We start from the raw sequence: 22,085 nt of genomic DNA on the forward strand, positions 1-22,085 counted from the left end.
TCTTTTTCAAAATAATGCCACTTTTTTGATGGTATATGTAAAGATAATTCAGGGCCGACAAATATCGATTGATCTGCTTCGTCACTTGTAAACCTGTCCCTACTAATTTTCTACTGACCCGGTGTCACCTCAAACGGAAAACAAAGGGTACGGTAAAGTACACCCTAACATTCTTTCCGTTACGGCGGGCAGGCTGCCAATGAGCCATTTTGCCGGTTACACGCAGGGCTTCCTGCTCAAAAAGTCTGCGACACTCCTGTTCTTTTTGCTTCAAGAGCGCCAACGACGTTATCTTGCCGGCGGTGAACTTGCCCAACTGCTTATATTCCTCAACTCTGATATTCTGCAACTCACCATTCTCGGCTACAATGAAACCAACCAGCACCCGCGCCTCAATGCCCACTTTCTGACAGGCCTTAGGGTATTTCACATTTGACCGCAGGAACTGCACCAGACTGCCGACTCCGCCCGGAAACTGCGGTAACGAGAGCTTATACTTCTCCAATTCACCCATGCTGTCAAGCTCCGCAAGGCGACGTTCCATCTTTCGACTGTCGACGGTGGCCAGATTTACGGTGCCGTCGGGATTGATAAGATACATCGTGGGCAGCCATTTGATGTGATAATCCTTGGATGTCTGTGTCTCTTTCCACTTCTTCAGTTCCGACAACTGAACGCCCACCAGTTTGTATTGCTCCGTAGCGCATTTCTTCCATTGAACGGAATCAGTATCGTAGGATATACCAATGAAAGACACTCCCTTGTCAAAATACTTTTCAGACATAGCTCTGACGGTAGGCATTTCACGACGGCAATCGGAACACCACGAGGCCCAGAAGTCCAAAACGACATAACCACCCATACCATCCTGCTTGAAATTGAACTTCGTTATGTTGCCCAAACCATGCAGAAGCGTAAAATCAGGAGCCGGCGTGCCCGATTTAAGCAGTTCGGTGCCATACTTGGCGTCAAGGTCTTCGGTGGTTTCCTGTGCGTAAACAGTCAGCGATAAAGCCATTAATGCGATCGTGAATAATGTTGTTTTCATCGTTATTTAAACAAAACTATTGTATTATTTTTTCTATCTTCAATGTTTGATCACAATATTGCATCACGGCGGAACGATGGGTGATAAAAATGATCGTCTTGTCGTGCGACGCCAGAATATTCTGCAGCAACTGCCGTTCGGTTGCCGGGTCGAGAGCGCTCGTTGCTTCATCAAAGAGCATGATCGAACGGTCGCGCAACAACGCACGGGCAATGGCTATACGTTGGGCCTGTCCCTCACTGAGCCCTCCGCCCTTCTCGGCACATTTCGTATCAAGTCCGTCGGGCAGCTCGTGCACAAAGTCGGCACAGCTACGGTGAAGAGCCTCATACATCTCGTCCTCGGTCGCGTTGAGCTTGCCTAAACGTAAATTGTCGCGGATCGTTCCACTCAGCAACGTGTTGCCTTGTGGCACATAAACCAGGTTGCAACGATGGCGAGGAGTGAGGTGTTGGGCGGAAAATATGGGGTGATGATGAGTAGATTTACGATGACTATAGATTTCGATAGAACCTTCCTGTGGAGCCAGGAGGGCCAAAATGAGCCTGATAAGCGTAGTCTTCCCACTGCCTGTCTCGCCCAATACGGCCGTGCACGACCCTGGTTTGAAATCAAATGAAAGTCCATGAAGCACGTCACCCTCGCCTTCCGTATAAGCATAAGACACATTGGTGAAGCGCACGCCACAGGATGATGGCATTTGGATAGGTGTTCCCTGCTCTTCAAGCGGGTCTTCCTCGAGTTCCATCAGCCGCTCGGCTGCCGTAAACACGGCCACGATGGCCGGCACCAGCTTCGTCAGACTGCGAGCCGGAGCCTGAATACGACTCACCAACTGCAGAAAAGCCGTCATACCACCGAAACTTAACGAATGATTCGACATGCGGATGGCAGCCCAAAGGAACGCGATCAGATAACCTGCCGCAAAGCCGAAATTAAGAATCAAGTTGCTGAAGACACTGAACATCGTACGCTTCACGACCCGACGACGCAATTCGCTCTGCGTGTTCTCCAGCCGATCTACCATCGTGGCGTCGCTCTCCATGGTCTTGATGAGCATTTTGTTTTGAATGGTCTCCTGCAAAACAGTCTGAACCTTGCTGTCGCTATCGCGCACCAAACGGGTGAGGCGACGCATCTGGCCAATATACAGCTTGCTGACAACCATAAAAATAGGAATCATCACGACGATAAGCAGTGCCAACAGCTTATCCATCATAAACAAATAGGCAAAGGCACCGATGAAGAGGGTCAGCGTAGACAAGGTGTTGGGCAACGTTTCGGTGAGAAAGGTGATAACGGTACTCACGTCGAGCTCAAGTCTATTGAGCACGTCGGCTGAATGGAGAGCCTCTTTGCCCCGCCACTCACTGCGCAGAATGCGGTCGAGCACTTTCTGTTGCATTTGGTTTTGGGCCTTGATTCCCAATAAGTTTTTCACCCAAACCGAGGTGATATTGAGCAAGAAATCGCCCAAAACCAAGCCCCCCATCAGTGCCACAGCTTTATAGATATTGCCTGTCACTACATGCGAAGCCACATCGATGGCGTGCTTCACGGCCCATACCTGTGCCAGACTGGTGCCAACCATCAGCAATCCGATGAGCGCGTTGAGGAAAACCTGCAGTCGATGGCCACGCATGATTTGCCAAAGCCATCTCAGGATGATCTTGGAACCGTATTTCGATTGGGGAACAGAAAGGTATTGTGAAATATTCATAGGAAAAACACTTGCTCAACAAGTCATATTAAAGCGACAGAGAGGCGCAGGCTATTGTCGGGTATCAGCGCCCCACATCAGCTTTTCGTGCAGAGTGGAAAAATAACGCAGGTTTTTCTGCTTCACGATTTTTACCACATAAGGGGCCTTACGGATGGTCAGGCGAGTGCCTTCAGCCATTTTCTCGCTTCGGCCGTCGATAGCCACGAGGTAATTATGGCTGCGCGACTCCACGTCAAGCACGATGTCACTCGTATCGTTGATGACAATGGGACGAATATTCAAACTATGGGGAGCCACGGGCGTAATGCAGAGGCTGCCGCTCTGAGGTACAATGATGGGGCCTCCGTTGCTCAGATTGTAGGCCGTAGAGCCCGTGGGAGTGGAGATGATCAATCCATCGGCCTGATAATTCACCAAGAAATCGCCATTGATATAGGTGCGAATGGAAATCATCGAAGCGGAATCGCGCTTCAAGACGGCTATGTCGTTGAGGGCATAAGGATTGGATTGCGTCGGAAAACCATCTGCCAGAAGTTGGATAACGGTATGATTTTCTATTTCATAATCATGGCTTAATACTTTCGTAAGCGTATATTCAATCTCGCTTGGCAACACATCAGCCAAGAATCCCAGACGTCCCATGTTGATTCCGATAATCGGTATTTCCAGATTGCCTACCCTTCCGGCGGCTTTGAGGAACGTGCCGTCACCGCCCATGGATATCACGTAATCCGTCTCGGACAGCTCATCGGGCTCAAGCAAGGCTGTCGCGCCATGCTCTTCCAAGAGCTTAACGATTCGCTCGATATATTGCTGAGACTCCTGTCGCTTACATTCATTGCCGATAATCGCAAAATTCAATCTTCGTGTTGACATAAAATGCAAGTTTATAATTCTTTATATTACCACTTGATAGCAATATTGCAAACATTTTGTATATTTGCATAAGCAAAAATACTGCTTTTTAACGATAAATCAATCAATAAACTATAAAATTATGGCAAAAGTGTATGAATTTGTAGCCAACGGCTTTGAAGAAATAGAAGGCTTGGCTCCGGTAGACATTCTGCGCCGCGGTGGCATCGATATCAAGACCGTCAGCGTGACAGGAAGCGAGTTTGTGGAAACGTCGCATGGCGTGACCATCAAGGCCGACATGAAGTTTGAAGACGCCGACTTGAGCGATGCCGACATGTTGCTGTTGCCCGGCGGACTGCCAGGAAGCACCAACCTGAACGAACACGAGGGCGTGCGGGAGGCTTTGAAGAAGCAGAACGCGACGGGCAAACGTATCGGAGCGATCTGTGCCGCGCCCATGGTATTGGCCGGCTGTGGCATTCTCGACGGCCGAAAAGCGACCTGCAGCCCGGGCTTCGAGAAGTATTTCAACGCTTCTACTACTTATACGGGCGAACTCTTTCAGGAAGACGGGCATATCATCACAGGTGAAGGACCGGCCGCAACCTTGCCTTACGCCTATCGGATTCTGAGCTATTTCATCGGCGAAGAGCGTGTGAAAGTTTTAGAAAAGAATATGCAGTTCGCCCATCTGATGAACGAAGCGGAATAAGCGGATGAACTATATTATTATTGTAGCGGGTGGCAAGGGGCTGCGCATGGGGACCGACATTCCCAAGCAGTTTCTCTCTGTGGGTGGCAAACCGATATTGATGCACACCATTGAGCGCTTCTATGCCTACGACACGATGATAAACGTCATCCTGGCGCTACCCGAAAACCAACAGGCTTACTGGCGGCAGTTGTGCCATGACTATCATTTCAACATCGCCCACACAGTGGTCAACGGCGGCGCCACCCGCTTCGAGTCGTCTCGTAATGGCTTAAACGCGATACCGGAAGACGCCGAAGGGCTGGTGGGAATCCACGATGGCGTGCGCCCTTTCGTATCAACTGATACGATAAAACGATGCTTCGACACTGCCGAAGAGACCTATGCGGCCATTCCTGTATTACCCGTGACCGACACGCTACGCTATGTCGACAAGACGGGGGGGGGCAAAAACGTATTGCGTAGCGACTATCGCATCGTGCAGACACCGCAGGTTTTCGACATCGCTTTGGCTCGCCAGGCTTTCAACCAACCCTATCAGGAGTCGTTTACCGACGACGCTTCGGTCGTAGAAGCCTTGGGTTGCCAAGTGACCATGACCGAAGGAAACCGAGAGAATATCAAGGTAACAACGCCTTTCGACCTCATCATCGCCGAAACGCTGCTCAACCCCCACCATTAATACCTTCCTCCATCACCTATCTCCCAATACCCACATCTCCATGACTTCCATTCTCGACCAAGACATCATGTATCTTCCGGGCGTCGGTCCGAAGAAGAAAACCATTCTGGTCAATGAACTGGGCGTGAACTCATGGCGCGACCTGCTGGAAACCTATCCTTATAAATACGTAGACCGCAGCAAAATCTACCATATTGATGAGCTGAACGGTCAAATGCCTTTTGTCCAGATCAAAGGAAAGATTCTCAGTTTCGAGGAATTTACCACTTCGCCACGCAAGAAGCGGGTGGTGGCCCACTTCTCCGACGGACATGGCGTGGTCGATTTGGTGTGGTTTCGTGGCGTACAATATGTTTATAAGAGCTATCAGGTGGGCGTGGAATACGTTATTTTCGGCAAACCGACCGTCTACGGCGCCCGTTATCAGTTCGCGCATCCCGAGATAGAGAAGGTAGAAGACCTGCAACTCAACGAGATGGGTATGCAACCATATTACAATACGACCGAAAAGATGAAGAACCACGGTATGACCAGCCGTGCCATCGAAAAGCTGACGAAGACACTCGTGGGCAAACTGCCGGAGAACTCCATTGCCGAAACACTGCCACCATTCATCACCACGCCGCTGCATCTTATCTCCAAGGAACAAGCCTTACGACAGATTCACTATCCCAAGAGTCTCGACGACCTGCAACGGGCACAGGTGCGCCTTAAATTTGAGGAACTATTCTACGTTCAACTCAATATATTAAGGTACGCGAGTGACCACCGTCGCAAGTACAGAGGCTATTGCTTTACCCACGTGGGCAAGGCTTTTCACGACTTCTACACGCAGAATCTGCCCTTCGAACTGACCGAAGCCCAGAAGCGGGTAATGCGTGAAATCAGATCGGACATGAATAGCGGGCGGCAGATGAACCGCCTGTTACAGGGCGACGTGGGCTCGGGCAAGACGCTGGTGGCCCTCATGAGCATGCTCATCGCGATTGACAATGGCTTTCAAGCCTGTATAATGGCACCGACGGAAATCCTGGCCGAACAGCATCTCACTACCGTCAAAGAGTTTCTGAAAGGCCTCCCCATACGCGTGGAACTGCTGACGGGCATTGTGAAAGGTAAGCAACGCAAGGCTGTCTTGGAGGGACTGGCCAACGGCGACATACAGATTCTCGTGGGAACACATGCCGTCATCGAAGACACCGTACAGTTCGCGCGCTTGGGACTGGCTGTTGTTGACGAGCAACACCGTTTTGGCGTGGCCCAGCGTGCACGCCTTTGGGCGAAGAGTCAGAATCCTCCGCACATCTTGGTCATGACGGCTACGCCGATTCCCCGTACATTAGCCATGACGATTTATGGTGATCTCGACGTAAGTGTCATTGATGAATTACCACCGGGCCGCAAGCCCATTCAGACTATTCATAAGTTCGATAACCGGATGACGAGCCTCTACCAAGGAATCCGACAGCAGATTCAACAAGGACGGCAGGTCTATATCGTCTTTCCATTGATACAAGAAAGCGAGAAGAGCGATCTGAAAAATCTGGAAGAAGGCTACGAAACGCTGCTTCAAGTATTCCCGGAATTCAAGATCAGCAAGGTACATGGCAAGATGAAAAGTACGGAAAAAGAAACCGAGATGCAGCAGTTTGTCAACGGCACCACCCAGATTCTCGTGTCCACAACGGTCATCGAGGTGGGCGTAAATGTACCCAATGCCTCCGTCATGGTGATTCTCGACGCCCAGCGTTTTGGCCTTTCTCAGCTCCATCAGCTGCGTGGCCGCGTGGGCCGAGGTGCCAAACAGTCTTATTGCATCTTGGTTACAAGCCATAAACTGACTGAAGAAACGCGTAAACGTATCGACATCATGTGTGATACAAACGATGGCTTCCGAATTGCCGAAGCCGATCTCAAGCTGCGCGGTCCCGGCGATTTGGAAGGCACACAACAAAGTGGCATAGCCTTCGATCTGAAGATTGCCGATATCGCCCGCGACGGACAATTAGTACAGATGGCCCGCGACGAGGCCCGGAAAATCATCGATGACGATCCCACCTGTGAGAAACAGCGGAACGCCATACTATCGAACAGGCTCAAAGAGTTAAGAAAGACTAATATAAATTGGGCGGCCATTTCATAGGACGCGCCTGTTTATAGGTGTTATAATGCTCTTATACACAATCAGTTGTTTGTTAAAAAGCCAATAAAAACTGTTAATGCAATAACCATTTTACTTCTTTTTTCTTATCTTTGTGACGTCATTAAATAAAAATGATGGATTTTTCAAATGGTAATTACCATTTCATTTGTGCTCCATCTTCTTTATTCTCGTGGATTTTTTACCTATTTCTACGTGACAATTTGAACCTAAATAACAAAGTATGGATCTAAAGAAGCATATTCGAAGAATATCTATAGCGACCTTATTTGTATTTACAACACTTCCCATGGCCGCGCAAGACTTGTTGGCCCGGCAAGCTCCGGTTGACAGAAAGATGAAAGCTGTTGACACACTGATATTCAAATCAGTCACGACACGTGAGGATATAGAATCACCGGCCGCACAACTCTACGAAGACTTCAACAATCAATACGCGCATCGCATAGCCAATGTTCCCGATTCTTTCAAGATAAGCCTACGCCATTTCTGCATGCCAACCACCAGCCGTGTGGTCACCAGCAACTTCGGCGCACGCTGGGGACGCCAGCATAAAGGCCTCGATATCAAGGTCTACATAGGCGACACCATCCGTTCCGCGTTCAGCGGCAAGGTAAGAATCGTGAAATACGAGGCCGCGGGCTACGGAAAATACGTCGTGATTCGCCACCCCAATGGTCTGGAAACAATCTATGGACACCTCTCGGCACAGCTTGTAGAAGAAAATCAGGTAGTACGTGCCGGCGACCCCATTGGTTTGGGTGGCAATACGGGGAGAAGTACAGGTTCACATCTCCATTTCGAGACTCGCCTTTGCGGCATGGCACTCAACCCGGCGCTGATGTTCGACTTCCGTAATCAGGATGTAACGGGCGACCACTATGTCTATAATTCACGCACGTATGACGAAGAATCCGAACTTGCCTCACGTCTTCGCGGCAAGATTGGTAACGGCAGTTACTCGAAAGACCTTGGTCGCAACGAGGGCAGTAGCCGTGAAAAGGACAATATCAATGAAGAAATCGCTTTCTACAAGGTCAAGTCCGGCGAATCACTCGCTACCATTGCACGGAAACGCGGCATATCCATCGACCGCCTGTGTGAACTGAATCACATCACGAAATCAACCCGAATCCGTCCTGGACAGATTCTCCGTTGCTCATAAAAGCATAGAACACGCCAACGTCTTTTCAAGACTTCGTCTTTTGATATATGCAAAAGCCATATCTGTCTCCGCATTTGCGGAAAAAGATATGGCTTTTTCAATAGAGCAGAAACAATTATTTCTTAAATATTCCGCGTACTACAAACCATAAATGGACAGCAACCGTCGGCAGTAAACCATAATGGCGGCGCATCACTTGGAAACGTTCAATCAGCGACGCACGGTGATTCTTGACGCTCATACCGCCGGCTAAATAGTTGACAACGACAGCGTTCACGTCGCGAAGGGGCAGCTGATGGTATGCCGCGTCTTTCATAATCCGAATACACCAGTCTACGTCGGCCGACAATTTATACCGCAAATCGTACGGATTGCGCTTGGCCAGATCGACACGTGCGTAGAAAGCCTGATGGCAGACCACCATTCCCTGCAAAAAAGAACGCCATGTCAGCCGTTTGGGAGGTGCCAGTCGCCGATGACGCAAGAACCGCCCCTGCACGTCTACAATGTTTGTATCACCATAAAGCACACCGGGCAACGCTTCGCCTTCGCCCACACTGTTGGCTATTATTTCCAACGTATCGGGCGAAGGCAACGCGTCGCCGGCATTCAAGAACACAAGGTAGTCACCTGTTGCCTCCCGAATACCTTTGTTCATCGCGTCGTAGAGGCCGTGATCGGGTTCAGATTTGAACACGATACGATGTGAACTATCGGCTGCCGCTTCATTTTCTCGCTGATAAATCCGGATCATATCCACGGTTCCATCGGTCGAAGCACCGTCAAGCAGGATATGTTCTACATCGCCCCAAGCCTGTTGTCGCACGCTGTCGAGGGTTCGCTGAAGCAGACTTGCCGCCTGATAGGTGCAAGTTATGATTGAAAACGTTATCATAATCGGAAATGCTTAAAGGCCATCGCCTGATTATAAACCTCTATGTAGCGCATAGCCACACTCTGTTGCGAGTAATTACGGGCCACCTTGGCCAACGCCTGCTGACTGATTTCTTCGTAATCCGCTTCAAACAGTACCCAATTTATACCATTTGCCAGATCATCCACGTCACGAAACTGGGCCACATAGCCATTCTTCAAATGATCGATTTCCTCAGGAATGCCCCCTACCTTGAAGCCCACACACGGCACACCGCAGGCCATGGCCTCCATAATCGTGTTGGGGAGATTGTCCGACAACGACGGCAAAACAAATGTATCCACGGCATTATAGACGCTGACGATCGTCTTTTCATCGCTTACATAACCCAGTGGATAGGTCGGTAGAGCTAACTGTTGGGCCACTTCCTCGGAGTGTCCGCCCAAGATGGCAATGACCGTATCATCCTTCCGTTCGGGCTGTCGGTCCACCCACAGTTTCACGGCGTCAATGAAATAATTCATTCCCTTACGCTTATCCGTCACACGCTGCGACACGAAGAGAATGATCTTCTTATCCAATGGAAGTCCCACCCAATGGCGGGCTTCGGCCTTATCGCGGCGGACAAAGACACGTGTATCAATCGGATTGGGAATAGAAGTGACATGTTGCCCCATCAACAGCGCGCTTTGCTTGGCCTGCGCTTCGAGCCAACGACTGCACGACACAAAGAAAATGTTAGCGCCCTTGAGCATATTCTGCTTCTTTCGCCAAACGCTTGCCGCCAAATCATTGTCACCGCCCCCACCGGGAAGCAGATAACAATGTTTGCACGCCGACTTGAAATAATTACATTGATGGGAATAATGGCAGATGGCCGTAGCCGGCCAGATATCGTGCATCGTCCATACCACCGGCTTGCCACCGGCCAATATCTTCCGGATTCCCCGCAGTGAGAGCATGCCCTGGTTGATCCAGGAAAGGTGTATCACGTCGGCCTCCTTGAATTCGGGCAGTTCCGTAATATCGGTACCGGCATTGGCGATATCAATTTCAAAGAGACGCGTCTTTGAAAAACGCAGGTTGAGATAGATACAAAAGCGTTCCCATAAGAAATTGAAACGCGGACGAAGCGAATTGGGCAGCCCTACCACCGTGATATCATCGGTTTCTTTATCCCGCACCAACATTTTCGCCTTCACGCCATTGTTGTTGAGCGCGTCTTTCAGGCGGTTGGCCGCAACGGCAGCCCCACCGGTTTTCTCACTTGTGTTTACTATCAGAACTCTCATCGTATCAATCAAACTTATTTCATTGATAAAAGGTCTATGGATTCAGAATCCCTCAAACGGCTTTTAGCTAAAAAGCCGCACCACGCAGACGAAATTCTGTTGCCCGAAAAGGAATTAATCTTTGCAAATATAACTAAATTTCGGGAATCTACCCGTCAAACCATATAAAATAAATACCCCGACCGCCTATGCCCCGCCTTGGTAAAACAGAATTATTGCTGTCCGATAAACAAATTATAGCGATAAATCATGCCTTTTCGCCGTCCCGGCAAATGACGGCAGACTTTCCGGGCTCTCGGAAGACATCAAGACAAAACAGATGTTAAATGCAGAATCTCTGCAAACGTCAAGGTATAACAGATGTCAAATGCAGAACCACTGCAAACGCCAGGGTATAATGGGTGTTAAATGCAGAACCTCTGCAAACACCACGGCAAATGACGGCAGCCTTGCAGAACCTCTGCAAACGTCACGGCAAATGCCGACGACCTTTCCCGGCGCGTGGAAAACACCAAACCAAAAGAAGCGCATGGTCTCGAAAAAAGACGAGCTGTCATTGCAACAGGTGAACCGTCAAAGCCGGCGTCACATCGTCCAAGGATGTTTCGTTCACGGCTCTCAACTTCAGCTTCAAATACAGAAAGTTACCTTCCTTACGGGCTTCCGTCACTTCAAAAATGGGATTTGAGAGATAAATGTCGAGATTGCTCCCTTGCCCTGACATAGGTTTCCAAACGGTGACAAGGGAACTTCCGTTGCTACCCTTCACCTGTTCAGCCGTCAGTTCAATGCTGTTCCCACCACGGCGTATGCTTTTCTGAGCCATTCCTATCCAGGCTTTCACGGGATATTGCTCCATTTGCGACAGCTTGTCGCCATCAGCCGAGCTTCTGAACTTCTTGCCGAAGTATTGACCCAGTTCTACGCTGTTGGCCAACAACAAGTCGCTCTTCAGATCGGTAAGGGGCTTGAATCCTCCAAGCGTTCGGTCGAACTGCGCCAGTTCCGTCTCTTTTCCATCATTGGCCAGCAGCTTCAGGGTGACGGAAATGGTATTGTTGCTGTCATCTTTCACTTTATGGGCAATCTGCGGCACGAACTTGTCCTTATCGTATTGCAACAACTCGGTATAGAATACGGCGAGATTTTCATATACGCCGTGCATATAGAGCGTCTTCGCCGCTTCGGTATTGACGGGCACCTGATTCTGATAATACAGGGTTTTATCGAACAATAGCGACGGCGCGCCATGAACGCCACTTCCCGTATTCCCCTTAATGCCATTGTAAGTGACGGTAAACGAAATGGTTCCTCCCTGGCTGTTCGCCGATGTATATTTGACATTGGTTATCGTGGTCTTGGCCAGGTCTTCCGGTGTAAACGTGTAATGAACCGTACCGTCGGGCGTGGAAGACGTGAGGTCGATGAACTGCGCCCAATAGTTAGTCGTGAATTTGGACGCGTCTTTAAGTCGGTAGAGCGCGTCAAAATCGAAATCCTTCTGGTAGTCCACGCCACTCTTCCATGTCGCCACTACCCGTTTGGCCATCAACTCGTCGGCAGGCTTCCGTGCGAAACCGGTGAACGTGGCGGTTTTCTCGAACAGCTTGCCGGCCACGCTACCCGCAACCTTTACGGCAAACGAGCCTTCTTGTTCGTCGCGGCTCACCTCGGTGACGCTGTTGACACTGATCTCCCGGCCGCCAATGGTCTTCACACCACTTGCTGCCTTTATTTTTTCCAAAGCCTGGTAAACGGTCAAGCTTTTACTCAAACCAAAATATTCGACTAATTTTTCATCTTTTACTTCCCTTATCTCCGTTTGCGGCGGGGTGGGTGGTTTCTTCTCGTTATCTCCTGACTCGTCCTTGCCGCATGCCGACATCATGGCACACAAAGCAACGATTAACAATACTTTTTTCATTTCTTGATATATTTTATTTCATTAATATAAAAAACGGAGTGCTTTTCGCCTCTCCGACAGACAATAATCGTTATCCTGATTTTTACGCACTCTCAATTTGTCGCATGCAAAAATAAGAAAAAAAATCCATTTACCGCACATTTTAATATAATATAGCTCACTTCTTTACTGCTACCGAATTTTGCTTACAAGCAATGAGAAAACGGTTGTGTGCGCACACAAATAGTTGACCTAAGTCAAGAATGAGCCATTTTTTGAAGATAAATGCTATAATTGTTTGCGCACACAATCAAGTTATAGTACCTTTGCATCACCAAAAGGTTAATAGATTGTTTAGGTTAGTAGTAATAGATTTAATAGATTTAGGTTTTTAGTTATTAGGTTTTAAGGTAATTTGATAGATTGTTTAACAGGAGACAATGAGGACCGTGAGGTTATCATTCGTTTACGAAAAAGGATTTTTAGTTAAACATAGGCTAAGCGCCGGAGCTCGTGTTGAGTTCCGGCGTTTACATTTTACGCCGTCATTCAAGGATCAGCCCTTTTTAATGCCCCCAGAACTTTCGTTATTTGATAAAAATGAGGGGGGCTTACTTTAAAGTATGCCTAAAAAAGAACGCGGAACGTATAGATCACCTATCCGTTCCGCGCAATGTATAAAAAAGAGTTACAAAATAATATACATAATAATATATATATAGCTAAGAACTATTCATCCCAGAGGCGATAGTTCGGCCATTGGTACGCGATGTCTTCCTCTTCATCTTCCAGAAACACGCCGTTTCTCTTAGCACCTATCGGCAGGCTGGGATCATAGTCACCTCCCACACCGGGACTGGCCTCGATCATGATGCTTTCACTGGCCATACGGATCACCTCCACAGCCGGCACTATATATTTTTTCCTTTCCATAAATTCCTATGTTTTTATTTAATAATTACTTTACGTCCGCCATGGATAAAGACACCATGCTGCGGATTGGTCACACGCTGACCGTTGAGATTGTAATAAACATTGTCATCGGCCTTCTTCGTGTCAATCGCCGTTATGCCGGTTGAGATGTTGTCGTCCGAGAAGACGAACATCAACTTGGCACCCGACGGAACACCGTCGATCTTGGCATAAGCCTTATGGATGGAGAAGGGGTTGATGGAAGTCGTAGCTTTTTTGAAGATACCGTTCTGCATCACATAGACAGGATCAGCGACTGATGCCGGTACATTGGCCGGATTGACGACAATGCCGTGCATGATGTTATTGGCAACGGTGTAGGTGGTGGCATCGTGCTCACCGATGGCATAGTAGAAGTCAGCCGGTGTGGCGTCTTTGTCAAGAACCTTTAATAATACGCCCGTATTGGCCGGTACATAGCTATAGCTGCTATTGTAGCCACCGTTTTCATCTACACTCGTCATTCTTACGTGGTAAGCGGAGGTACCGTAGTCGCCAACGCCGGGTGTCACGGCGCTTGTTTTACCAACGAAAGCGGCAACATCGGTATTACCCTTTTCAGCTTTGTAAACGCCGAGGTCTGTATCGAACTCGCGGGCAAATGTGCCATACTTCGTATTGATCGTTACACCGGGAATCTTATATTCGAGCTGATTGGTGAAGTTAAACTGGCTTAGCCCGTAAGTACGGGTAGCAGCATTATACACTTGTTTGTTCCATTTGTCCTGATAGGCGTTGAGAGCCGACTTCTTTACATAGATCTTAGTGGTCGTCGCAAACTCATTATAGTTCTCACCGGTATCATCCAAGTCAAAGCGAGTGGTACTCAACATCTCCTTGGTGGGGTTAGCGTCAAGGATAAACACATTCTGAATCGTAGAGGTGTTAGCCGTAATATTGGTCTTGAATGCCTTGGCACCAATGTATTCAATATCTTTTTTTACCACCACTTCCTTCACGGCATCGGTAACATTCTGGAACGCGTAGTCACCAATCAAATTCACGCTGTAGGTCTTACCGCCATGAGTGATACTCGTAGGCAGCACAAACGTATGGTCTGTGGTAGTCGTCTTTAGCAAATCCACCGCGATTTCAGACACGGGAATATATTCCTCGGTGCCTTCGAGGAACGATTTTTGAACGATTCCTCCTTTGAACTTTTTATAGAAATCTTGGGCATTATACTGATCATAATACTCCTTACGAACGTGGACGCTGATGTTATCAAACATATTTTTACCATTAGTCTGATGACCATCATCGAACGACATTTCATTTGTGTTCTGATTAATGTTGCTCGGGTCAATCATCTTATCGCAGAGGAACGTAATCGTGTTCAGGTTATTGCAAACTTAGTATTTACAACCGATTATTACTCAATATTTTATAGATAATAAGTCAGAAATATGGTTGTTATTTTTAATTGCACATTCTAAAAGGTGAAGATTTAACGCTTTTATTGATTATTAACTCAAAAAGGACATCAACTTGGGTCGTTTCTTCTCTTTTCCTTGCTATTCGTTTCCGATATTCCACTTTTGTTTTGGTCTATCTCATATGTACTGCAAAGGTATTGATTTTTGTTTGATATTGCTCCTTGCTTGCTCCTTGTCGTAGATTAATTTTCACACAGGAATTTTTGTTCTCTTTCTATAGGGGCTTGAAACAATCCATTTATTGGAAACAATTAAAGACGGAGCTGGTTTGCCCCAGTGCTTTTTAAGAAACAGGGCAATTATTTTATCTCCACAAAGGCTCTTGTTCCCAATTATGAGGAAAGCCTAATAAACGAGTTCTTACTGATGGGTATTTCGATAAAAGCTGCTTGAAATCTGCAACAAAAGTGTTGCCCATAGAAATGGAGTTAAGCCAATACACCACATAGCAGAGTTGCGGATAAAGTGTTTGTTCACGGAACGAGAAATCCGTAATCCATGTGTTTGGCATACGCATAGGCATCATTGGCTTGACAGGAAAGACCCGATTTGACAGTCTTGAATGATGGGCGCAGCAATTACGAAGTACGGGTCTGGGTACGGATTAAAAGGCTAAGTGATTATTTCCAGTCATTTAGCCTTTTTAATTATCTAATTTTTCCCCACATTTTCCCCACAGCTGTCTATTTATATATTTTAGAAACATATTTTTCCGTAAAGTTATGTACCTTTGTCGGCAAATAAAGATATTCTCGTCAAACAAATATAAATAATATAAACATGGAAAAAAACAGAAAAAAACAAATCGTAGTTTTGAGTATAGCTTTAGTTTGCATTTTCATCTTGGTATTTTCATTGTTCCATAAATCAGCGACAAAAGATAGCGCAAATCCTCCTTTAACAAATGTTTTGACTGATAGCATTTCTCAAATTGTCTCAGCTTGTCCTGGCGAAATTGGTGTGGCGGTTATTGTTAATAACAGAGATACGGTTAAGGTCAATAATAAGAGTGTTTATCCTATGATGAGTGTGTTTAAGGTTCATCAGGCATTAGCTCTTTGTAATGACTTTGACAATAAAGGAATTTCACTTGATACCTTAGTAAATATAAATAGGGATAAACTTGACCCAAAGACTTGGAGTCCTATGCTGAAAGATTATTCAGGGCCAGTCATATCATTGACAGTGAGAGATTTGCTGCGTTATACTCTTACTCAGAGTGACAACAATGCAAGCAACCTTATGTTTAAGGATATGGTTAATGTCGCTCAAACAGATAGTTTTATAGCCACACTCATTCCTCGTTCAAGTTTTCAGATAGCTTATACGGAAGAGGAAATGTCGGCTGACCATAACAAGGCTTACTCTAACTATACATCTCCTCTTGGTGCTGCAATGTTGATGAATCGTTTGTTTACTGAAGGTCTTATCGATGATGAGAAACAAAGTTTCATTAAGAATACGTTAAAAGAATGCAAAACAGGTGTAGATAGGATAGCAGCTCCACTTCTTGATAAAGAAGGGGTTGTTATAGCGCATAAGACAGGTTCAGGTTATGTTAATGAAAATGGTGTTCTTGCAGCTCACAATGATGTTGCCTATATATGTCTGCCTAATAATATCAGTTATACCTTAGCGGTATTTGTTAAGGATTTCAAGGGAAATGAATCACAAGCGTCACAATATGTTGCGCATATATCAGCTGTAGTATATTCTTTATTAATGCAAACTTCAGTAAAATCTTAAACTGCACTTGCTTTGATAATTAATGATAAACAATCTAAAAGCACTCTAATCGTTATCGGAGTGCTTTTAGATTACTAATCAAATTGCTTCTATTATAATTTGAATCCTCTACTTTTTCTTTCTTCCTGTTGCGGCACTCTTGCTCCATATCTAAGCCTGTGCCATTGCTCCCTGAACCAGTCGGCAATCGGCTTCCTGTTTATTGTCAGGTTCAGCCTGCTTTCATCGTCAGGGTCATTTTCCACCCTTAAAATATCATCCTTTATATCAAAGTTCCGCCTGTGTTGCTCGGAATAGATTTTACCGCTACATTTCAGGGCTTCTTTTTTGACTATAAGACTTTCAGTCATTTCTTTAGAGAATCCCAGCATGGCACAAAACTTTTCCATGCGCAGCATTTCCCTGAACATCGGAAACCACCTGAAAGCCTTGTCTATGATTCTGGCGAGCCGTGACAGTTCTTTTTCTTTCATGTCAAGTTCCTGCCTGTGCATTTCTCTGAGATTGTGGATTTGCGTATCATGCTGTTTCTGCATCTGCTGTACTTGGCTCTGCAATTTTTCAATATTGGTGTTCCGTTTTGAAACCTCGTCTTGCAGTTTTTCGTTGGCACGTTCCAGTTCTTTCAGTTTTCCACTCCCGAAAAGAGAAGCAACTCCACTAGTTATGGCTGTCGCTGCCGTGGTGGCTGTCTTCTTTAACTTGTCAGTGCGTATTTCTGATTTCACCTGTTTCAGTTCCTGCTCGGCAAGATTTATCTGTTCTTCTTTGTGCCGTTTGGCTGCATCCATGCGTTGCAGTTCAGCTTTCTGCTTCTCAATGATAAAGTCGTTCCGTTCCAGATGCTCCTTACCAGTGACAGCCTTTGACTGCCCGCGTTCCATCAGCAGGATGTCGGATGCAAGGGTCTGCATCTGCATCATGTCATCGTCATTGAGCTTTCGGCTCTTTCCTGTTTCGTGGTTCATCCAGTCGAAAACGATATGGGCATGATAGTTCGGCTTGAACCATCTGTCCCCGACTTTGAAGCTTTCCCTGTCTTCCGCTTCCGGCTGACCGTTCAGCCAATGCCCTTCATCCTTGTGCAGGAAGATTTGCAGCGGTGTGATTCCCCAGCGTCTTTGACACTCCTCACCGAATTTACGCACGTCTGCCAGTGTGGTGTCCGACCTGACAAGCAGCACTCCTTCACGTATGGGGGAGCATCCCGCAATCTTGACTATTTTACCGTTCTTGCCTTTGCGTTCACGCTCCTTTTCCTGCATGGCACGTCCGGTCTTTTCCTTTACCATCTGTCTGATATTGTCATAATGCATCCGCAAATCCGGACTGCCGAAGTCGGGATTTATCCACTGTTCGTTATCGGTGGATAGTTCAGGAACGACATAGATTCTGGACTCTCCGATGTGGCGCATGTATTCGGCAGTCCTCCTGTTGTGAGCCTCGCTCGATGCGATGTTGCAGGGCTTGATATGTATGCTTGATTTTGTTGCCATAGATACTTGTTTTTTGGTTTGTACTTTATTGTTTGCTTTTCCGCTGTCCGTAAACGCATGGGGTTCTTAGGGGTGCAACCCATAAGCGGAGATTGCAAAGAGAGGGTCACTCTTTGCTCTGGGTTCTCAGGGGAGAAACGCCCTGAGTGGGTCATTAGGGTAAAACCCTAATCCCCTCGGGAGAGCCCACAACTACGTAAGCGGAGCGTGTAGTTATAGTGGGCTATATCAATGGCAAGCCATTGTCTGCAAACTCCAGCCTACGGCTTCCGCTCTCCTCCGTCAGGGAGGTTTTTCATCATCGTTGCCGATTGGAGATGCACCGACCAGCACAAGGTCTAAATCGTCTATCAGTTTTTGCAGGACGGGATTCTTCTCTATCATCCGCTGGAGGATTCTCTCAGCCTCGACCAAGTGGTTGGCTGTACTCATCACCTTGCCCTCCCGTATCTGAAAGATAATCCAATCGGCTATGTCGATATGGGCTTCTTTTTGTTTCGGGGTGGCATTCCTTTCGATGATGTCCGAAACCACCACCTTACAAAAGTACATGCTCTCGGCTCGCTGTTTCCACTCGGCATAAGCATCGGCATCGGGAAAGAGAAGCACGGTTCGCCCTGACAGTACACGGAGTTTCTCTTCTCTCATCTGACTCTTACCACCCGTAGCCAGCCATACATAATCGGGGAAGATAGCAGAACCGATAACGGCACTCTTCTCGGATTCCACCAAGACCACCACCTTGTCGGGATGCGTTTTCAACAAGTGTTCCCCGAAAAGGCATTGGGATAGTTGCCAATCCTCTGCCAACACACGCTGCTTTTTCAATATGCTGTGTATCCAGTTCACTGCCGATGTCTGTCCTCCCTTGATACGGTGTCCGTCTTCGGGATTGTACTGCATCACCTTTCCCGTGCGTACCTTGCCCGTCCTGTCTATCTGCCAAAAGATAACAGAGCCGTCACGGGTAGCCCCCAAACGGTATTCCTCCAACAACCGCTTCAACACCTCTTTCGCCTTGTCGCCATAGTAGGAAGTAAGGAGTGTGAAGAGGAAACGGAAGAAATTGCTACGCTCGCTTTGCGACTTCTCCACATAGTGAGGGGGAATATAGCCGATGGCTGTCGGCTTACTTTGCTGCTTCACTTTCTTCTGCTCTGCTCTTTGCCTGTCAAAAGAGAAATCATTGGTAGTTCTGTGTTCAGGATGCTCTTGAAAATACTCTTTCGGAGTGTAGTGATACCCACAACCGCTTTCGTGGTTACATCTGCCGACCGATGGATGCAACGGCACATTATTTTCGTCCACGTAATAGACGAAAGAATGCCTGTCTCCGCATTTGGGGCAGGTATGCCGTGTTGCCGTTCCTTTATACTTCTGTAATGAATAATTGCCCATAGCTTAGTCCGTTTTTGATGGTTGATTGTCGGCTGTCCCATCCTGTCCCATTGTCCCACACTCTAAGGGTTGGGACAGTGGGACACTTGGGACACCTGCGTTTTTACTCTCTTTGCTGCGCTGGATGATACGGTTTACGGTGGACTTGCCACAATTCACCTGTGAGGCTATCTCCCTGACGGACTTGCCCGATTGGGAGAGTTGCAGAATTTGGCAATCCCTTTGGCTTGATTCATTGTCGCCCAATTTTTTCAAGTGTTCCTTTTCCGTGGAATAGCCCCTGAACACGAACTGCAAGAAAGCATCCACCTTGTCAATCTCGTAAACGATTACATTATCCGCATCATGAGAGAACGTGCCATAGCGCACTTTAAGCTGCTTCACATAGCGAAGCCCTCCGTCTTGGGCACTTTTTCCAATGGTGAACACGCTGTCAAAGAAATTGTAGAGCCGTTTGCTTCCGGCAAGGTCGTTGGATGTGATGGGACAATCCAAAGAGCGTTTGGGCGTATGTGCTAGGACAAGGATAGAGAGCGCATATCTCTTTTTGAGATTGTTCAGCTGAATCATCAGCCGTCCTGCGGCATCGCCTTTCTCCATGGCGCAACACAGGTAGGTAAGATTGTCAATGATGAAAATCTTGCAGTCGGTCTGCACAGCCATCTGTTCAATGCCGCCTATGATAGCTTCCTCAAAGTTGGCATCCAAAAGCTGGTTGCAGTCAATAGACACCCGATAGAGTTTGTCGGGAAAGGTGTAGAGCTCTCCATGCTCGTTGGTATAGCGGAGCTGGAACTGCTTTTCGGACAGTTCAAAGTCCAGATACAGCACATTGTCGGTTCGGGCGATGCGGTCGGCTATCTGCACGGCAAGGATGGACTTGCCCACGTTGGAATCGGCAAACAAGCAGGAGAGTTCCCCCTCGTACCAAAAGCTGTCCCACAGCGCACGGGGCGTAGGCAATAACGATGCTTCAAGAATGGTTTGGTTTGCCGTCTTGATATTCATCATGCCTACACTGTCGGGCATACCGTTATGCGCTTGGGATGCTTTTGTGAGGTCGCCACGTATCAGGTTGATATAGTTCTTATCCTCTTCCATATCATTCACCAGTTACGTGGGTTGGGCTTGCGACGGTGGGAAGAGGATAAGGACTTGTTCAGTTCCTCGTCTGACAACGGTATGGGATTCTTTCGGGCGGTTTCCAGCCACTTGTCCAGTTCGTCACGGTAAAGGCAATAGCGTTTGCCGGGCTTGGTGGCAGGGATTGTCCCTTCTGACAGTTTCATGTAGAGCGTACCCTTAGGGATACCTAAATACTCTGCTGCCTCGTCCACAGACATGGGCACGTGGGTGTCCACCGTTTTGGCATTGTTCACACTGCGCTGCTCGGCGAGCAGGCTTTTCAGGCTCATCACTTCGTCTCGAAGCTGAGCGACAACCTCGGGGAGGTCGTTGAAGGTAAGAATTGATTTTTCCATTCGCGTACTCGTCTCTTTTGTAAGACTTGGCGCAAAGGACTGAAATGATATATCCGTGAATATCTCCACGACACGTCATTGCAAAATAATTCCCGAATAATTAAGCCCAGCCATAAATGACGGGTAAAATTACTCGGGAAACGATGTAAAACAGGCGGTTATGAGTTACCGGATGGTTGTCGTTGGTGTCGTGATTATCCTAATTCCGCACATAATCCTCGGGATAGTGGAAATCAAGTTTGCCGTTTTCGGGTTCATCAATGGGAATTTCCGTCTTTAACGGCTCTACCTTGAAATTCTTGATGGTTGATAAGTCTGTATCAGCAAACGATTTCGGGAAAAGGGCTTTGATGAACTTGGCACGGTTATCCCCATTGTAGTATCTCTTGTACAGGAAACGCTCAGAGATATTCCATACGAAGTGACGGAGTGGAATGTTGTTGATGTCTTTGGTAAACGGTCTTTGTATGGGCTTCGGGGTATAAGTGTTAAGATTCATCCATTTGTCCACCTCAGTACAGATGTGGTTCACGGTTTCTTGGTCGGCAATGCGAGGCAGGTAATAATGGCAATACTCCATGACCATGCGGATGCGCTCTTCCTTTTCCCGTTGCTCTCTGCTTGCGTAATTGGCACGGTTCTTTTCGTGAAGATCCGGGGCGATAGTAAGCTCTATCGGTTGTGTTTGGATAAGTGTCTCTTCTTTTGTCGGGGATGATTCGGGTACAGGCTCAGGGACTGATGTAGGTCCAGGCACAGATGTGGCTTCTTCAAGTGTATTTTGTGACAGTTCTTCCTGCACCTCTATGGCTTCGGCAATCGTTTCTTTCTTGCCGAACTTGATTTTGTAGATTTCGTATGTATCAAAGATAAGTGTCTGAAAGGAGAGATAGAGCAACCATCCCAACAGGTTACAGCATACGAATACTATCCACCTGACAAAGTTGTCTTGGTTGAAGCTGTCCGCTATTACCAGCGTGGCAATGGAAGATATTAGGACGATGGCGAAGCCGACAAAGCCCAAGATGATGTATTTGTCCTTGATTGATGATTCCATATTTCGTTGAGAGATTGAATGTTCCTGTATTATTTTGTGCAAAGTTAATGCTATTTTTCCCAATTACTGCCCGTTATTTGC

General features: G+C 47.2%; 18 protein-coding genes. 5 read left to right on the forward strand and 13 right to left on the reverse strand.

Features of this window, described 5'->3' with window-relative positions; genetic code table 11:
• Positions 1-124: 124 nt before the first annotated feature.
• The 3 genes from JHU38_RS09960 to JHU38_RS09970 are packed head-to-tail and all read right to left on the reverse strand — an operon-like array spanning position 125 to position 3,647.
• Complete coding sequence (locus tag JHU38_RS09960) at positions 125-1,048, reverse strand: redoxin domain-containing protein (RefSeq protein ID WP_107582093.1); 924 nt, start codon at positions 1,046-1,048, stop codon at positions 125-127.
• Between the two features lie 16 nt (positions 1,049-1,064).
• Positions 1,065-2,768, reverse strand: a complete 1,704-nt coding sequence (locus tag JHU38_RS09965; RefSeq protein WP_107582092.1) for an ABC transporter ATP-binding protein — start codon at positions 2,766-2,768, stop codon at positions 1,065-1,067.
• A 51-nt stretch (positions 2,769-2,819) separates the two neighbouring features.
• On the reverse strand, positions 2,820-3,647 hold the full coding sequence (locus JHU38_RS09970; RefSeq protein WP_107582091.1) for an NAD kinase: 828 nt from the start codon (positions 3,645-3,647) through the stop codon (positions 2,820-2,822).
• Positions 3,648-3,768: 121 nt separating this feature from the next.
• Between JHU38_RS09970 and JHU38_RS09975 the strand changes: the two genes are divergently transcribed.
• From JHU38_RS09975 to JHU38_RS09990, 4 genes are all read left to right on the forward strand, one after another.
• Positions 3,769-4,341: a DJ-1 family glyoxalase III gene (locus tag JHU38_RS09975; protein ID WP_107582090.1), complete on the forward strand. Its 573-nt coding sequence runs from the start codon at positions 3,769-3,771 to the stop codon at positions 4,339-4,341.
• A gap of 4 nt (positions 4,342-4,345) precedes the next feature.
• Positions 4,346-5,023 (forward strand): 2-C-methyl-D-erythritol 4-phosphate cytidylyltransferase, encoded by a 678-nt coding sequence (locus JHU38_RS09980; protein WP_107582089.1) that lies wholly within the window; start codon positions 4,346-4,348, stop codon positions 5,021-5,023.
• Between the two features lie 40 nt (positions 5,024-5,063).
• Positions 5,064-7,166: an ATP-dependent DNA helicase RecG gene (gene recG / locus JHU38_RS09985; RefSeq protein ID WP_107582088.1), complete on the forward strand. Its 2,103-nt coding sequence runs from the start codon at positions 5,064-5,066 to the stop codon at positions 7,164-7,166.
• Positions 7,167-7,407: 241 nt separating this feature from the next.
• Positions 7,408-8,349 (forward strand): peptidoglycan DD-metalloendopeptidase family protein, encoded by a 942-nt coding sequence (locus tag JHU38_RS09990; RefSeq protein WP_107582087.1) that lies wholly within the window; start codon positions 7,408-7,410, stop codon positions 8,347-8,349.
• A gap of 115 nt (positions 8,350-8,464) precedes the next feature.
• Here JHU38_RS09990 and JHU38_RS09995 read toward each other — a convergent pair whose 3' ends face one another.
• From JHU38_RS09995 to JHU38_RS10015, 5 genes are all read right to left on the reverse strand, one after another.
• Positions 8,465-9,244, reverse strand: a complete 780-nt coding sequence (locus JHU38_RS09995) for a glycosyltransferase family 2 protein (RefSeq protein WP_107582086.1) — start codon at positions 9,242-9,244, stop codon at positions 8,465-8,467.
• Positions 9,241-10,515, reverse strand: coding sequence for a glycosyltransferase family 4 protein (locus JHU38_RS10000; protein ID WP_107582085.1), 1,275 nt, complete (start codon positions 10,513-10,515; stop codon positions 9,241-9,243). Before JHU38_RS10000 ends, JHU38_RS09995 begins: the two co-directional genes overlap by 4 nt.
• A 553-nt stretch (positions 10,516-11,068) precedes the next feature.
• On the reverse strand, positions 11,069-12,439 hold the full coding sequence (locus tag JHU38_RS10005; RefSeq protein ID WP_107582084.1) for a lipoprotein 17-related variable surface protein: 1,371 nt from the start codon (positions 12,437-12,439) through the stop codon (positions 11,069-11,071).
• A 708-nt stretch (positions 12,440-13,147) separates the two neighbouring features.
• Positions 13,148-13,351, reverse strand: coding sequence for a hypothetical protein (locus JHU38_RS10010; RefSeq protein WP_107582083.1), 204 nt, complete (start codon positions 13,349-13,351; stop codon positions 13,148-13,150).
• Positions 13,352-13,365: 14 nt separating this feature from the next.
• A complete protein-coding gene (locus JHU38_RS10015) occupies positions 13,366-14,661 on the reverse strand; it encodes a hypothetical protein (protein WP_207859364.1) in 1,296 nt (431 codons plus the stop codon).
• A gap of 945 nt (positions 14,662-15,606) precedes the next feature.
• Here JHU38_RS10015 and JHU38_RS10020 point away from each other — a divergent pair.
• Positions 15,607-16,572: a CfxA family broad-spectrum class A beta-lactamase gene (locus JHU38_RS10020; RefSeq protein ID WP_004339683.1), complete on the forward strand. Its 966-nt coding sequence runs from the start codon at positions 15,607-15,609 to the stop codon at positions 16,570-16,572.
• Positions 16,573-16,664: 92 nt separating this feature from the next.
• Here the strand turns inward: JHU38_RS10020 and JHU38_RS10025 are convergent, their stop codons facing one another.
• The 5 genes from JHU38_RS10025 to tnpC form a co-directional block, all read right to left on the reverse strand.
• Positions 16,665-18,068 carry a hypothetical protein gene (locus JHU38_RS10025; protein WP_004292734.1) on the reverse strand — a complete coding sequence of 468 codons (1,404 nt, stop codon included), beginning with the start codon at positions 18,066-18,068 and terminating at the stop codon, positions 16,665-16,667.
• 282 nt (positions 18,069-18,350) lie between these two features.
• Positions 18,351-19,466 carry a DUF6371 domain-containing protein gene (locus JHU38_RS10030; RefSeq protein WP_004292742.1) on the reverse strand — a complete coding sequence of 372 codons (1,116 nt, stop codon included), beginning with the start codon at positions 19,464-19,466 and terminating at the stop codon, positions 18,351-18,353.
• A 3-nt stretch (positions 19,467-19,469) separates the two neighbouring features.
• Entirely contained in the window at positions 19,470-20,567 is a 1,098-nt protein-coding gene (locus tag JHU38_RS10035; RefSeq protein WP_004348225.1) for an AAA family ATPase, read from the reverse strand.
• Positions 20,568-20,572: 5 nt separating this feature from the next.
• Positions 20,573-20,947: an excisionase family DNA-binding protein gene (locus tag JHU38_RS10040; RefSeq protein ID WP_004338328.1), complete on the reverse strand. Its 375-nt coding sequence runs from the start codon at positions 20,945-20,947 to the stop codon at positions 20,573-20,575.
• Between the two features lie 199 nt (positions 20,948-21,146).
• Complete coding sequence (tnpC, locus tag JHU38_RS10045; protein ID WP_004339687.1) at positions 21,147-22,004, reverse strand: transposon Tn4555 protein TnpC; 858 nt, start codon at positions 22,002-22,004, stop codon at positions 21,147-21,149.
• Positions 22,005-22,085: the final 81 nt, after the last annotated feature.

Source organism: Prevotella illustrans, assembly GCF_017426725.1.
Taxonomy (GTDB): domain Bacteria; phylum Bacteroidota; class Bacteroidia; order Bacteroidales; family Bacteroidaceae; genus Prevotella; species Prevotella illustrans.

Excerpts from the sequence above, each read along its gene's own strand:
- JHU38_RS09960 (WP_107582093.1), bottom strand. The coding sequence starts at position 1,048 with ATGAAAACAACATTATTCACGATCGCATTAATGGCTTTATCGCTGACT.
- JHU38_RS09965 (WP_107582092.1), bottom strand. The coding sequence starts at position 2,768 with ATGAATATTTCACAATACCTTTCTGTTCCCCAATCGAAATACGGTTCC.
- JHU38_RS09970 (WP_107582091.1), bottom strand. The coding sequence starts at position 3,647 with ATGTCAACACGAAGATTGAATTTTGCGATTATCGGCAATGAATGTAAG.
- JHU38_RS09975 (WP_107582090.1), top strand. The coding sequence starts at position 3,769 with ATGGCAAAAGTGTATGAATTTGTAGCCAACGGCTTTGAAGAAATAGAA.
- JHU38_RS09980 (WP_107582089.1), top strand. The coding sequence starts at position 4,346 with ATGAACTATATTATTATTGTAGCGGGTGGCAAGGGGCTGCGCATGGGG.
- recG (WP_107582088.1), top strand. The coding sequence starts at position 5,064 with ATGACTTCCATTCTCGACCAAGACATCATGTATCTTCCGGGCGTCGGT.
- JHU38_RS09990 (WP_107582087.1), top strand. The coding sequence starts at position 7,408 with ATGGATCTAAAGAAGCATATTCGAAGAATATCTATAGCGACCTTATTT.
- JHU38_RS09995 (WP_107582086.1), bottom strand. The coding sequence starts at position 9,244 with ATGATAACGTTTTCAATCATAACTTGCACCTATCAGGCGGCAAGTCTG.
- JHU38_RS10000 (WP_107582085.1), bottom strand. The coding sequence starts at position 10,515 with ATGAGAGTTCTGATAGTAAACACAAGTGAGAAAACCGGTGGGGCTGCC.
- JHU38_RS10005 (WP_107582084.1), bottom strand. The coding sequence starts at position 12,439 with ATGAAAAAAGTATTGTTAATCGTTGCTTTGTGTGCCATGATGTCGGCA.
- JHU38_RS10010 (WP_107582083.1), bottom strand. The coding sequence starts at position 13,351 with ATGGAAAGGAAAAAATATATAGTGCCGGCTGTGGAGGTGATCCGTATG.
- JHU38_RS10015 (WP_207859364.1), bottom strand. The coding sequence starts at position 14,661 with ATGTCGTTCGATGATGGTCATCAGACTAATGGTAAAAATATGTTTGAT.
- JHU38_RS10020 (WP_004339683.1), top strand. The coding sequence starts at position 15,607 with ATGGAAAAAAACAGAAAAAAACAAATCGTAGTTTTGAGTATAGCTTTA.
- JHU38_RS10025 (WP_004292734.1), bottom strand. The coding sequence starts at position 18,068 with ATGGCAACAAAATCAAGCATACATATCAAGCCCTGCAACATCGCATCG.
- JHU38_RS10030 (WP_004292742.1), bottom strand. The coding sequence starts at position 19,466 with ATGGGCAATTATTCATTACAGAAGTATAAAGGAACGGCAACACGGCAT.
- JHU38_RS10035 (WP_004348225.1), bottom strand. The coding sequence starts at position 20,567 with ATGGAAGAGGATAAGAACTATATCAACCTGATACGTGGCGACCTCACA.
- JHU38_RS10040 (WP_004338328.1), bottom strand. The coding sequence starts at position 20,947 with ATGGAAAAATCAATTCTTACCTTCAACGACCTCCCCGAGGTTGTCGCT.
- tnpC (WP_004339687.1), bottom strand. The coding sequence starts at position 22,004 with ATGGAATCATCAATCAAGGACAAATACATCATCTTGGGCTTTGTCGGC.